This window comes from Consotaella salsifontis (assembly GCF_900167365.1).
GTDB classification, from domain to species: Bacteria; Pseudomonadota; Alphaproteobacteria; order Rhizobiales; family Rhizobiaceae; genus Consotaella; species Consotaella salsifontis.
On record NZ_FUXL01000011.1, the window covers coordinates 72667 to 85959 of the forward strand.

12 protein-coding genes are annotated in these 13293 nt (G+C 65.9%); 5 read left to right on the forward strand and 7 right to left on the reverse strand.

The window, feature by feature from the left end; all coding sequences use genetic code 11:
• Position 1: 1 nt before the first annotated feature.
• Positions 2-748 carry a cobalt-precorrin-6A reductase gene (locus tag B5D38_RS15435; RefSeq protein WP_078709395.1) on the reverse strand — a complete coding sequence of 249 codons (747 nt, stop codon included), beginning with the start codon at positions 746-748 and terminating at the stop codon, positions 2-4.
• Entirely contained in the window at positions 735-1850 is a 1116-nt protein-coding gene (locus B5D38_RS15440; RefSeq protein ID WP_078709333.1) for a cobalt-precorrin-5B (C(1))-methyltransferase, read from the reverse strand. Before B5D38_RS15440 ends, B5D38_RS15435 begins: the two co-directional genes overlap by 14 nt.
• Positions 1851-1909: 59 nt before the next feature.
• Between B5D38_RS15440 and B5D38_RS15445 the strand changes: the two genes are divergently transcribed.
• The 3 genes from B5D38_RS15445 to cbiB are packed head-to-tail and all read left to right on the forward strand — an operon-like array spanning position 1910 to position 5189.
• Positions 1910-3205 carry a cobyrinic acid a,c-diamide synthase CobB gene (locus B5D38_RS15445; RefSeq protein WP_078709334.1) on the forward strand — a complete coding sequence of 432 codons (1296 nt, stop codon included), beginning with the start codon at positions 1910-1912 and terminating at the stop codon, positions 3203-3205.
• Positions 3202-4218 (forward strand): threonine-phosphate decarboxylase CobD, encoded by a 1017-nt coding sequence (cobD, locus tag B5D38_RS15450; protein ID WP_078709335.1) that lies wholly within the window; start codon positions 3202-3204, stop codon positions 4216-4218. Before B5D38_RS15445 ends, cobD begins: the two co-directional genes overlap by 4 nt.
• The gene (gene cbiB, locus B5D38_RS15455; RefSeq protein ID WP_078709336.1) at positions 4215-5189 is read left to right on the forward strand and encodes an adenosylcobinamide-phosphate synthase CbiB; all 975 of its coding nucleotides are present in this window, start codon (positions 4215-4217) and stop codon (positions 5187-5189) included. The genes cobD and cbiB overlap by 4 nt, the downstream gene beginning before the upstream one ends.
• On the opposite strand, the gene B5D38_RS15460 is transcribed toward cbiB, so the two are convergent.
• Positions 5190-5966 carry an adenosylcobinamide-GDP ribazoletransferase gene (locus tag B5D38_RS15460; RefSeq protein ID WP_078709337.1) on the reverse strand — a complete coding sequence of 259 codons (777 nt, stop codon included), beginning with the start codon at positions 5964-5966 and terminating at the stop codon, positions 5190-5192.
• A 428-nt stretch (positions 5967-6394) separates the two neighbouring features.
• Between B5D38_RS15460 and B5D38_RS15465 the strand changes: the two genes are divergently transcribed.
• The gene (locus B5D38_RS15465; RefSeq protein ID WP_078709338.1) at positions 6395-6715 is read left to right on the forward strand and encodes a hypothetical protein; all 321 of its coding nucleotides are present in this window, start codon (positions 6395-6397) and stop codon (positions 6713-6715) included.
• Positions 6716-6916: 201 nt separating this feature from the next.
• Positions 6917-7744, forward strand: a complete 828-nt coding sequence (cysQ, locus tag B5D38_RS15470) for a 3'(2'),5'-bisphosphate nucleotidase CysQ (protein ID WP_078709339.1) — start codon at positions 6917-6919, stop codon at positions 7742-7744.
• Positions 7745-7935: 191 nt separating this feature from the next.
• Here the strand turns inward: cysQ and yicI are convergent, their stop codons facing one another.
• The 4 genes from yicI to B5D38_RS15495 all read right to left on the reverse strand — a co-directional run bounded on the left by yicI (position 7936) and on the right by B5D38_RS15495 (position 13237).
• Positions 7936-10254: an alpha-xylosidase gene (yicI, locus tag B5D38_RS15475; protein WP_078709340.1), complete on the reverse strand. Its 2319-nt coding sequence runs from the start codon at positions 10252-10254 to the stop codon at positions 7936-7938.
• Between the two features lie 195 nt (positions 10255-10449).
• Positions 10450-11517 (reverse strand): ABC transporter ATP-binding protein, encoded by a 1068-nt coding sequence (locus B5D38_RS15485; RefSeq protein WP_078709342.1) that lies wholly within the window; start codon positions 11515-11517, stop codon positions 10450-10452.
• Positions 11514-12338, reverse strand: a complete 825-nt coding sequence (locus B5D38_RS15490) for a carbohydrate ABC transporter permease (RefSeq protein WP_078709343.1) — start codon at positions 12336-12338, stop codon at positions 11514-11516. The genes B5D38_RS15485 and B5D38_RS15490 overlap by 4 nt, the downstream gene beginning before the upstream one ends.
• Positions 12335-13237, reverse strand: coding sequence for a carbohydrate ABC transporter permease (locus tag B5D38_RS15495; protein WP_078709344.1), 903 nt, complete (start codon positions 13235-13237; stop codon positions 12335-12337). The genes B5D38_RS15490 and B5D38_RS15495 overlap by 4 nt, the downstream gene beginning before the upstream one ends.
• Between the last annotated feature and the right edge of the window lie 56 nt (positions 13238-13293).

Below are 13293 nucleotides of genomic sequence, written 5' to 3' on the forward strand. Positions count from 1 at the left end.
CTCAGACGCCGCCCTCCAGCCAAGCCAGCACCTCCGCGACCGAGGTGGCGAGCGGCGCGGGTGGCGGCGCCGGCCGTTCGATTATGATGACGGGAACGCCGAGTGAGCGGGCGGCGGCGACTTTCGCATATGAGATGCGTCCGCCGGAGTTGCGGCAGACGAGGCGCTCCACCCCGAGACTCCGCAGGACTTCCGCCTCGTCCTCCTCGCGGGGGGAGGGACGCCCGAGGATGATTTTCGCGTCGCAGCCGAAGGGCGCTCTGGGTGCCTCCACCATGCGCAGCACGAGCTTCAGGTCTGGCCGCTCGGCGAAAGGTGCGATGTGCTGGCTGCCGAGGGCGAGGAAAACGGTCTCGCCGGTGGGAATGCTGTCGCGCGCCTCCTCGACGCTGGCGACCGATCGCCATCGGTCGCCGTCCATCGGCTCCCACGGCGGACGGACGAGGGCGATGTGGGGCACGCGTGCCTCGTTAGCAGCAAGCGCGGCGTTCGCCGAAATGGTGGCGGCGAAGGGGTGGGTCGCGTCGATGAGGCGCGTCACGTGCTCGGTCTCGAGATACACCGAGAGGCCCTCCGCGCCGCCGAAGCCGCCGATGCGCGTTTCGACGGCCGAAAGCGTCGGCATCTTCGTGCGTCCGGCGAGCGACAGGATCAGCCGCGCGCCTGGCCGATTCTTGAAGATCAGAGGGACGAGCGCGTTCGCCTCGGCAGTTCCCCCGAGAACGAGGATGGTCTCAGACGCGGGCAAGGAGATCTCCCCCACGGTCCGTCACGACCACCTCGACCTCGATGGGCACCGGCGCGAGCTTGTCGCGGGCGACGGCCTGGGCGGCGCGGGCGACGGCCGAGGCGAGGTCGAGCCCATGGCTTCTCGCGAGCGTCAGCACCTCCAGCGCCGTGTTGGCGGCGAGCACCCTTTCACCGAGCAGGGTGCCGGCCTCCTCATCGATGTTTCGGATCAGCCCGGCAAGAAAGGCGAAATCCACCTGGCTGCGGCCGGAATGAAGGTCCATCGCGCCCTGCGCCAGCTTCGTCAGCTTGGCGAAGCCTCCCGCCAGCGTCAGCTTTTCCACCGGATGCCGCCGCAGATATTTGAGGACAGCGCCGGCAAAATCGCCCATGTCGAGATAGGCGATCTCGGGAAGGGCGGGATAGAGTGCGCGCGCCGTGCCCTCGCTAGTGGAGCCGGTGGCGCCGACCACATGGCGAAGCCCGGCCGCCGAGGCCACGTCGATGCCGCGATGGATCGAAGCAATCCAGGCCGAACAGGAGAAGGGATGAACGATCCCCGTCGTGCCCAGAATGGAGAGCCCGCCGACGATGCCGAGGCGCGGGTTCCAGGTGTGGCGCGCGATCTCCTCGCCCTCAGTCACGCCGATTTCGATGATGAAATCCGACGGCCGGCCGTGGGCCGCGCTGAGTTCCTCGACGACCTCCCGCATCATGCGGCGCGGCACCGGGTTGATGGCCGGCTCGCCCGGCTCCAGCGGCAATCCGGGCCGCGTCACCGTTCCGACGCCCGCTCCAGCGCGAAACACGATGCCGGCGCCCGCTTCGGCAAACGAGACGGTCACGACGATTTCGGCGAGGTGCGTGACGTCGGGATCGTCGCCCGCATCCTTGATGATGGCCGCCATGGCGCGTCCATCGTCCAGCGCGTGACGATTGAGCGTGAAGGAGGGTGTCTCCCCCTTGGGCAGAAGGATCGACACCGGATCGGGAAACTCGCCGGAAAGGAGCGCCGTGAGCGCCGCCCTTGTCGCGGCGGTGGCGCAAGCGCCCGTCGTCCAGCCGCGGCGCAGCGCCGTGCCGTTCGTCTGGTCGGGGGCAAAATGGCGCTCGGAACCCATTCCCGGCTTATAGGGCGGGCGGACGCCGGCCGGAAGAGCGGGAAGCGAGGCTTGCGCCCATGAGCGGCCTTCTGATCGCCGCGCCTGCTTCCGGCTCCGGCAAGACCACCGTCACGCTCGGCCTTTTGCGCGCGCTTCGGCGAAGGGGCGTCGCCATCGCGCCTGCCAAGGCCGGGCCGGACTATATCGATCCCGCCTTCCACGAAGCGGCGAGCGGGCGGCCTTGCGTCAACCTCGATCCCTGGGCGATGCGCCCCGCTCTTCTTGCCACCCTGGCATCCGAGGCGGCGGAGAAGGCCGATGCCTTTGTTGTCGAAGGCATGATGGGGCTCTTCGATGGCGCGGCCGACGGCTCGGGCTCGGCGGCCGATCTTGCGGCGCTGCTCGGCCTCGATGTCATCCTCGTCGTCGATTGTGCGCGCCAGTCCCACTCCATCGCGGCTCTCGTACGCGGCTTTCGCGACCATCGGCCGGAGGTGTCGATCGCTGGCGTCATCCTCAATCGCGTGGCAAGCCCGCGCCATGCCATGCTGCTGCGTGAGGCTCTCGCGCCGATCGGCATGAGGGCGCTTGGCGTGCTGCCGCCGCGCGCCGACCTTGCCCTGCCCGAGCGCCATCTCGGCCTCGTCCAGGCGGGTGAACACACGGGACTCGAGGATTTCATCGAGCGGGCGGCAGACTGGGCCGCAGACGGGCTCGATCTGGATCGACTGGCCGGCCTCGCGCGACCGGGAGAAACGACGCGCGCCACCGCCGCGCGGCTGCCGCCGTTGGCCGCGCGCATCGCTGTCGCGCGGGACGAAGCCTTCGCCTTCGCCTATCCGCACATCCTTTCCGGATGGCGGGCGGAGAGCGCTGCACTCTCCTTCTTCTCGCCGCTGGCGGACGAAGCGCCTGACCCTGCGGCGGACGCGGTTTTTCTGCCTGGCGGCTATCCCGAGCTTCATGCCGGCCGGTTGGCGGCGGCAAGCTGCTTCATCGCCGGCATGAGGCAAGCGGCGGATCGCGGCGTCGCCGTCTATGGCGAGTGCGGCGGCTACATGGTGCTGGGCGAGGCGATAGAGGATGCCGACGGTTGCTCCCACGCCATGCTCGGTCTTCTTCCCGTGGAGACGAGCTTTAGGCAGCGAAAGCGCCACCTCGGCTACCGACGGATCAGGGCGCTTTCCGGATTTCCCTGGGGAGGGACCTTGCGCGGCCACGAGTTTCACTATTCCACCGTGGTTCGCGAGGGGCCGGGCGAGCCGCTTTTCGAGGCCGAGGACGCGCGGGGTGAGCCATTGGAACACTGCGGCCTTCGCGTCGGCAATGTTGCTGGCTCCTATCTTCACGTCATCGACCGGACAGAGCCTTGAACGATCCTTGTGAACATGGCGGCGCTCTCGACGTCGCGGTGGCGCGCTTCGGCGGCCCGCGCGCCGACTGGCTGGACCTTTCGACCGGCATCAACCCGGCGCCGCCGCCGCTTCCCGCCATTCAGGCAGACGCCTGGACGCGCCTGCCTGAGCGGGTAGATGAGGCTGGTCTGCTTGCTGCCGCGCGGCGCTTCTATGGCGCGCCGGAAGCGGCGGGGATCGTTGCCGCGCCGGGCTCGCAGATGCTGATCACTCAGCTTCCCTTGCTTTTCGCGCCATGCGAGGCCGCCGTTGTCGGCCCGACCTATAGCGAACACGCCCGCGCCCTTGCGGCAGCGGGCCATCGGGTGAGGGAAATCGGTTCACTCGACGGGATTTCCGAAACGGCGATGCTTGCCATCGTGATCAATCCCAACAACCCCGATGGCCGGCGGTGTTCCCGCACGGCTCTCCTCGCGGTGGCCGAGCGCATGGCGGGACGCGGTGGCCTTCTTGTCGTCGACGAAGCCTTTGCCGATGCCGATCCGGCGGTGAGTCTTGCGCCGTTTTCGGGACGCGCGGGGCTGCTGGTCCACCGCTCCTTCGGCAAGTTCTTCGGGCTGGCCGGGCTGCGGCTGGGCTTTGCGCTCACGACGCTAGGCCTTGCCGAAACGCTCGCTGCCCGTCTCGGCCCATGGGCCGTCTCAGGTCCGGCGCTGGCCATAGCGGCGAATCTCATGTCAGATCGTGCTGTGATCGAAGGACTGCGGTGTGCGATCGCTCGTCAGGCGGCGCTGCGGCGTAGCGCCCTTCAGGCGGCAGGATGCGAGATCGTTGGCGAGACGGCGTTGTTCGCGCTCGTTCGCCATGACAGCGCTCACCTGTTGTTCGACGCGTTATGCCGCCGACATCTTCTGACGCGACCCTTCTCCTATCGCGCTGATTGGCTGAGGATCGGCAATCCATGCAGCGCGGATGAGGCTGCGCGCCTTGAAACGGCCTTGCGCGAGGCACTCACCGAGGTGACGGCGTGACCGCCCACCTAGCCATTCTGCTCGCCGCGCTCGTCCTCGACCGGCTGGTCGGCGATCCCGACTGGCTGTGGCGCCGTCTGCCGCATCCGGTGGTCTGGATCGGGCGACTCATCGGCCTGCTCGACCGCGCCTGGAATCGGCGAGAGGATTCCTTCCGCCGCCGGCGAATTCTCGGAGTGCTGGCCGTCGCGCTTCTGCTCTCGGGCGTGGCATTGGCCGGCGCGGCGCTCCATGGCGTCTTGGCGGCGGCGGGCTGGCTGGGCCTCTGCCTGGAGGCGATTGTGGTCGCGGTCTTCCTGGCCCAGAAGAGCCTTGCCGACCATGTGGCGCGCGTGGCGGATGCCCTGGAGGGGGACGGACTTGCCGCCGGGCGCCGCGCGGTCTCGATGATCGTCGGACGCGATCCCGACCAGCTGGACGAGGCGGGCGTCTGCCGCGCAGCGATCGAGAGCCTTGCCGAGAACGCATCGGATGGCGTCGCCGCGCCCTGGCTCTGGTATCTCCTGCTGGGCCTTCCCGGCATCCTTGCCTACAAGGCTCTCAACACCGCCGATTCCATGATCGGCCATATGAATGAGCGCCATCGCGCCTTCGGATGGGCCGCCGCAAGGCTCGACGATCTGGCGAACTGGCCGGCGGCTCGCCTCTCCGCGCTCTTCTTCGCCGTGGCCGCGTTGCCTGAGGGAGGAGCGGAGGCGTTCCGGCGAGCCTTGAGAGTGGCCGCGAAGGACGCGCCGGCGCACCGCTCGCCCAATGCCGGTTGGCCGGAGGGCGCGGTGGCGGGTGCCCTCGATCTCGCGCTCGGTGGTCCGCGCCGCTACGGGGAACTGGAGGTTGCCGCCCCCTTGATCAACGCGGAGGGACGAAGGAACGCATGGGTTGAGGACATAAGGGCGGCGCTGCGCTTGCTCTCTCGCTTCTCGACACTTCTTGCCTTGGCGACATTCGCTCTTCTTTTTGCGGCGCTCTGATCAGAGCATGGCCGCGAGGCCCAGGAGCAGGGCGATTTCCGTGAGCTGCTGGGTCGCGCCGAGCGCGTCGCCCGTTTGTCCTCCGAGACGCCGCTTCAGCATCGCCGCGAACCACAGGAATACCGCCGCTGCGAGGATGAGCGGGACCGCCAGCGCGAGAAGGGCTACCTGCCAGCTTGGCGTGCCCAGAAGAACCGCCGCCACATAGAGGGCGAGACCGAGGGCAAGGGATGCGCAGGCGCCGCGTCGCGACGGCTGGCCGGCGGAATCGGCAAGCCCGCCGGGATCGGCCGAGGGCAGGCTGGCCCACATCCAGGCCATCACGCCCCGGCTGAAGGCCGCGATGCCGAGATAGAGTATCGCGACGCCGGCCGGCGCAGCGGCCGCGACATCCGACAGAAAGGCGATCCTGCAGAGAATTGAGAGGATGAGCGCCAGCGCGCCATAGGAGCCGACGCGGCTGTCCTTCATGATCGCGAGCGCGCGCTCGGCGGGGCGGTGGCCCCCGAGGCCGTCGGCGACGTCGCCGAGGCCGTCTTCGTGAAGAGCCCCCGTCACCCACACCATCGCGGCGATAGCGAGCGTCGTTCCCGCCAGCGGCGAGAGGTCCGTCCAACCGGCGAGAAGAAGGATCAGCGCCGAGGGGGCCGCGGCGACAAGGCCCGCCAGGGGGAAGGCGGCGATATCGTCGCCCAGGCGATGCTCGCCGAAAAACGACGATTTCGAAGGTGGCAGCCGCGTCAGAAAGGCGAGAGACCGAAGCGTCGGGTGAAGCATGACAGGCGTTAGGGTGCTGTGAGGCCATGGGGCAGGTTGGGCGGCGGGCGCTCGGAGCGACTCGCGCGCCGCAGGCAACGGAACGCTACCACGGCCACACCTTCGCCTGGAAGGAAGCTGATCCCAGACGGCGAGAGAGCGATGGGCTTGCCCACCGCTCATGCATTTCATTCAGGAAACGGAATGGAGCCCCCATCGGGTCGTCGTTGCGGCGACATTGGCCACACGGCGCTTGCGAGTCGTCGCGATGATGCGGCTTGGTTCGAATTTGAGGCAAGTGTTGAACGTGTTCGCAGTGGGCCGCGTGCTGTCTTGGTCGGCATTAGCCGCAACAGGAACGGCTCCAAACCGTCGAGCACCCGGGGCACTGGCTTGATCGCTTCCGACTGGGTAGGCTGCGAACCGCTGATGGAAAATTGAGAACGGTCATGGCCCTTTTCCCGTTTAGCCGCCAGAAGGCTCCGCGATTTCGCTCCCAATCGCGAGACGCGTCGACGGACGAGCGTCGTCTGTCGACGATGTTGGCCGTTCTCCAGACCAACTTGGCCGAGATTTCTCAGGAATACGAGGGGCTGCGGAGGCGCCTTCAGGACTTGGAGCCCACGTCCGCCTATCTCGCCGGAAATTCAGCCGGGGAAGTCGACACCAGTGCAGAGTGCCAAGCCGCGGTCACCCGGACGGAGACGCTCTTCCGCCAGAGCCGGGCGATGGAAGATGTCATCGCGCGTCTCAAGGAGAATTTTGCCTGAGTGAGCAGCTTCGCCTTTCGTGCCGGCCGCCCCATGGGCCGGTGCGACGGACGTCGTAGGTCCCGCTAGCCCGCTTCGCCGAGGCGAGGCGCCACGCTCTGCCGAAGACGTAAGCGCCGTCAGGCGTGACGTCCGCTGTGTTTGGCGATTGACCTTTCGCCGGTCGAATGGCAGCAGGCTTGGCATGGGAGTTGCCGGGTGATGCGCGCGCGATTGGCTGAGATGATCGAGATCGCCCTTCGCGGAGGACGCGAGGTGATGCGCGTCTACGAAGAGGGCGGAGCGGTGGAGCGCAAGGCGGATGGCTCGCCGGTGACGGAAGCCGATATCTGCTGCGAGGCCGTGATCCTGGAAGGCCTGAGGCGTTCGGCGCCCGATATTCCCGTCGTTGCCGAGGAGGCCGCCGCTACCGGGCTTGTTCCCGCCACCTGCGAGCTCTTCTTCCTGGTCGATCCTCTCGACGGTACCAGGGAGTTCATCAACCGCAACGGCGAGTTCACTGTCAACATCGCGCTTATCGAGAACGGCGAGCCGGTGGCCGGCGTCGTCTATGCCCCCGCGCTCGGGCTGCTCTACGCAGGGGCGCCGCACGAAGGTGCCTGCAAGGCATGGGTCTCGACAGGCGGCGTTCCCGGGCCGAGTCAGCGAATTCACGTGCGCGAGGCACCGGAGGCGATCGTCGCCATCGGTAGTCGCAGCCATGGCTCGCCCCAAACCATAGGCTGGCTCCAGCGCTTCGACATTGAGCGCTTCACCAGCCTAGGCTCCTCGTTGAAGTTCTGCCTGATCGCCGAGGGGGCGGCTGACGTCTATCCTCGCCTGGGACGGACCATGGAGTGGGATACGGCTGCGGGCGATGCGATTTTGAGGGCCGCTGACGGGATGGTGGCGACGCTGGATGGCGCGCCGCTCACTTATGGCAAACGTGGACAGTCCGACGACTGCGACTTCGCAAACCCCTGGTTCGTCGCGTGGGGCGATCCCGGATTGCGCAGGAGAGCTCCTTCCGCCCGACGCGCCGGTGCTTGAATTCACATCGACAGGGGAGCACGCCGGGAAACGACGGCGCATTGCGCCGGGTCGGGCGTCGCTAAGGAAAACCTTTCGCAGGACGCGATGGCGGAGACATTGCCGTGAACCGGGGGGCCGTGATTGGCTCTTTCGGCGGAATGAATCTCGGGGGACGCGGGCGCGTCCCCCGAGGGCCGTCTAGGCACTGGTCAAAGGGTAATCTGAACCCGGCCGCTACCTGAAATTTCCAGTCCGCTCGGCGAATCGGCAGTGGTCACGCCCGGTTCAGACGACGTTGCCTCGTGGACCCCCGTCAGCCGCAGTTTCCACGGCCGATCATGCGACCCCTCCACGGTTAGAACCTTGTCGACGCGCGACACGGTCAGCTGCTGGAGAAGGTCGCCGTTCGGTGCGTGGACGCAAGCCGTGGCGCTGTGTCCATCCTCCAGTTCGAAGAGCAGGAAGGTCGTGCCGTCAACGTAATCATAGTCCGGCTGGGTGTCGTTCGCGCCCCACGCCAGAAGCGAATTCGGCCTGACGTAGAGCGGCAGGCTCATGAAATCGTGGGTTTCGCGGCGCCAGCGTCCTCCCTCGACCACCTCGCCGGTGACAAGTTGGGTCCAGCGGCCTTCGGGCAGATAGAAGTCCACCTCGCCGGAAGCTTGCAGAACCGGCGCGACCATCAGCGATTCGCCGAGCATGTACTGCCGATCCAGGGTTTCGCAGGCCGGATCGTCGGGGAACTCCAGGAGCATCGCCCGCATGGCGGGCAGGCCGGTGTGCGGCGCCTCGCAGGCGGTCGCGAACAGATAGGGCATCAGCCGGCACTTCAGCTTGACGAAGTGGCGCAGCACATCCGAGGCTTCGTCGTCGTAGAGCCAGGGAACGCGGTAGGACTTCGAGCCGTGCAGTCGGCTGTGGCTCGACATCAAGCCGAAGGCGCACCAACGCTTGTAGACGTCGGCCGCCGCCGTGAACTCGAAGCCGCCGATGTCGTGGCTCCAGAACCCGAAGCCGGACAGACCGAGCGACAGCCCGCCGCGCAGGGATTCGGCCATGGACTCGAAGTCGGAATAGCAGTCGCCGCCCCAGTGAACCGGGAACTTTTGTCCGCCGACTGTCGCCGAACGGGCGAAAACGACAGCCTCGCCCTTGCCCTTGGCATCTTCCAGCGCCTCGTAGGTCACCTTGTTGTAGAGATAGGCGTAGTAGTTGTGCATGGTCTCCGGATCGGAGCCGTCGAAATAGGCGACGTCGGTGGGAATGCGTTCGCCGAAATCCGTCTTGAAGCAATCGACGCCCATGGCGACGAGGCGCTTCAGATAACCGGCGTACCATTCGCATGCGGCGGGGTTGGTGAAGTCGACCACCGCCTGGCCCGGCTGCCAGCGATCCCATTGCCAGACCGAGCCGTCTGGCCGCTTGATGAGATAGCCGTTCTCCTTGCCCTCTTCGAAGAGCTTCGAAAGCTGGGAGATGTAAGGGTTGATCCAGACGCAGATCTTCAGCCCCCGCGCCTTGTAGCGGGCGAGCATCGCCTCGGGATCGGGGAACATCTCGGGGTCCCACTCGAAATCGCACCAATGCAGGGCGCGCATCCAGAAGCAGTCGAAGTGGAAGACGTGGAGCGGGATGTCGCGCTCCGCCATGCCGTCGAGGAAACTGGTGACGGTCGCCTCGTCGTAGTCGGTGGTGAAAGAGGTGGTCAGCCAAAGACCGAAGGACCACGGCGCGGGCAGGGCAGGGCGCCCGGTCAGCCTCGTGTAGCGGTCGAGCACGCCCTTGGGCTGCGGACCGTCGATGACGTAGTATTCCAGGCTCTCGCCGGGCACCGAGAACTGCGCCTTGGAGACCTTTTCCGATCCAATCTCGAACTCCACCTTGCCCGGATTGTTGACGAAGACGCCCCAACCCCGATTGGTCAGGAAGAACGGGATGTTCTTATAGGCCTGATCGGTATTGGCGCCGCCGTCGCGGTTCCAGATGTCGACGCTCTGGCCGTTCTTGACGAAGGCGGTGAAGCGTTCACCCAGGCCGTAGACGAGCCCGCCGACGCCGAGGTCGAGGCGCTCGAAGAGATAGGGGCGGCCGTCCTGGTTGCTGTCCAGGGCATAGCCGGTCGACTTGAGCCCGCTGGCCGTCAGCGGTTGTCCGTCGCGAAGGAACTCCAGCTTCCACGGGCCTTCCTTGGCAACGCGCGCCGTAAGGTTGCCCGAGGTGATCGAAAAATGCTCCGGCCCTTCCTCGACTGTCGGCTTGAAGCCCTCCTCCGGGCTGAGCTCGAAATGCGGCCCCTTGTCCAGAACGCCCTGGAAATGGTCGATGCGGACACCAAGGATGCCCTCCATCGGCGAAAAGATGCGGATGGTGAAGATCTTGGTATTGATCTGGGCGCCGCGCTCGCGCGCGTCCCAGCTTGGAGCGTGGAGGACGAGCGCATCGTCCCTGACTTCGGCGCGAAAGAGATGCACGGGATGCAGAATGGACAGGTTGGCGGGTACTTGCCAGTTACCGTCGGCGAATTTCATGATGTTCATCCTCGGTGTCGGGTGGAAATGGCGCAGCTGGCCTTGCCGGCGCCCGGTCGTCGCTGACCGCGATGCTGCGTCAGGGGCGGATGAGGTCGCCCCGAAGATGTTTTGGAATCAAACCTTTGGTGGCGTGCGGCGCGGTTCGTTCGCGCCGGAGCGCATTCGATGGGAGCAAACGAACGGGCCGGTGCGCTAAAGGCGCTCGCCGGTCTTTTCGTCGAAGAGATGGATGAGCGCGGGATCGATCATGAGGCCTAGCTCCTCGCCTACCTTGATGGTGTTGCGCCCATTGAGAACGACAGCGAGCTCCGGGTCTGATTCCGTGAAGAGGAAGGTCGTCGCGCCCGTCGCTTCCGCGCCCCGCAAGGGCAACCTGATCAGCGCGTCGGTGCCGGAGGCCGGTACCAAATGCTCGGGCCGAAGACCTGCGACGACGCGCCGACTTGGCTCCAGCCGGCCGGGATATGGCAGCGTCTGGTTGCCCGGCAGATCGAGCACCAGGCTCTGGCCGTCCGCCCCGACCGTGGCCGGCACGAAATTCATGGCCGGTGAGCCGATGAACCCCGCCACGAAGCGGTTGATCGGCCGGTCGTAGAGCTCCAGCGGCGCCCCCTGCTGTTCGATCCGACCCTCCTTCATCAGGACGACCCGGTCCGCCATGGTCATGGCCTCGATCTGATCGTGGGTGACGTAGACCGAGGTGGCCCCGAGCCGTTCGTGCAAGGTGCGGATTTCCTTGCGCATGTGGACGCGAAGCGCCGCGTCGAGATTCGACAATGGCTCGTCGAACAGAAAGGCCTTTGGATCGCGGATGATCGCGCGGCTCATGGCGACGCGTTGGCGCTGACCGCCCGAAAGCTCGCGGGGATAACGCTTGAGCAGATGCGACAGCTCCGTCGTGGCCGCCACGTCTTCGGCCGCCTTCCGTGCTTCCTTCTTCTTCATGCCGCGAATGCGCAGGCTATAGGTGAGGTTCTGCTCCACCGTCATGTGGGGATAGAGCGCGTAGCTCTGGAACACCATGGCGATGTCGCGCTTTCGCGGTGGCACATCGTTCATGCGCTCGCCGACAATGCGGATTTCGCCACCTGATATTTTCTCCAATCCGGCCAGCGAGCGCAGCAAGGTCGTCTTGCCACAACCCGACGGCCCGACAAGGGCGACGAAACTGCCCTTCTCCACGGTGAGGTTGATCGATTTCAGGGCGTGATAGGTGCCGTAGTATTTCTGAACGTCGACGAATTCGATCTGGGCGGTCATTTGAGGGCTCCTGAGGTCAGGCCGGAGACGATCTTGCGCTGGAGCAGGACGAAGATGCCGAGGATCGGAGTGACGTAGATCGAGGCGTAGCCCATGATCCGGTTCCAATCGACGGAGTTCGGCCCCATGAAGGTGTTGAGACCGACACTCGCCGGCTGCAATCCGACTTCCTGGATCAGCGACTTCGAATAGACGAACTCGCCGAAAGCCTGCATGAAGATGAGAGTGGCGCTCACCAGAATGCCGTTGCGGGCCAGCGGCAGAACGATATGGAAGAAGGCGCCGACGCGTGAGTTGCCGTCGACAAGCGCGGCTTCCTCCAGTTCCATCGGCACGCTCATGAATGTGGCGCGCACCAGCACCACGAAGAACGGCATCGCCTTGGCGGTGATGGCGAGAACGGTGGCAAGACGCGGATAGTCGAGCAGGCCGAGCTGGGAGAAGCCGACGAAGATCGGCGTGACCATCAGCGAGGCCGGCAATACCTGCAGCATCAGGACGAGAAACAGGCCGGCGTCGACCCATACGCTGCGGTAGCGGGCCAGCACATAGGCGCAGCCGACGCCCAAAATGGCGATCAGCACCACGGCGCTCGTCGCGATCACCAGCGAGTTCCACAGATAGCCCGCCATATGACGTTCCTGCCATACGCTGGCGAAGATGCCCCATTGCGGGTTCCGCGGCGCGAAGATCGGCGGGCTGGCGAACATCGCCGTCGAGGTCTTCAGCGCGGTGACGTACATCCAGTACAGCGGGAAGAGATAGATCGCCGCCAGGATGAGCGCGACAGCGATCAGGAGAACGTTGCGGACGCGTGTCATCCTCGCACCTCATGGCGTGTCGAGCGGACGTAGAAGAGCGCGGCGGCGATGACGACGATGATCATCATGACGGAGACGGTGGCGCCCCGCGCGAAGTCGTATTCGCGGAAGGAGAGCTGCCAGGCCCAATATTGCGCCACGTTCGATGCGTTGTTGGGGCCGCCGTCGGTGAGCGCGGCGAAGAGGTCGAACTGCTGTAGGGTGAAGATCAGACCCAGCGACAGCAGCGCCCCGATGGTCGAGCGCATCATCGGCAAGGTGATGGTGAAGAAGCGCTGGAAGACGTTCGCCCCGTCGAGACTGGCGGCCTCGTATAGATCCTCGGGGATCGAGGCCAGGCCCACAGACAGGAGGATCATGTTGAACGACGTGCCAAACCAGATGTTGGCAATGACGACGCTCCACAAGGCGAAGGCGGGATCGGAGCGCCAGAAGATGTTCTCGTTGATGATGCCGAGGGACCGCAGGAAGAAGTTGACGACACCGAAGTCACCGGCCAGCAGCCAGCTCCAAAGGGCGCCGGTGACGAGGCCGGGCATCACCCAGGAAACCAGGAACAGCCCGCGCAGATAGGTGCTGCCGGGGAACTTCAGCCCGAAGAACAGGGCGAGCGCGAAGCCGACGATGAACTGGCCGGAGAGCGATCCGACGACGAAGATCGCCGTGTTGCCGAGGATCGGCCACGTCTGCGGATCGGAAAGCACCTCCGCGTAGTTCTTGAGGCCCGCGAACGGGCGCACGAACGAGCCGAGGGTGAACATGCCAACTTCCTGGAAGCTCATCACCACGTTGTAGACGAGGGCTGAGCCGGAGATGGCGATCAGGAAGGCGAGGGGGATGCCGACGAGGAGAAGGTCGAAGCCGCGGCCATCCCAGAAGGTGGAGAGACCATTGCGCATATGTATGCTCCGCTGATCCATGCCCGGTGAAACGGCCAAGTGAGGCCGCTCCCGCG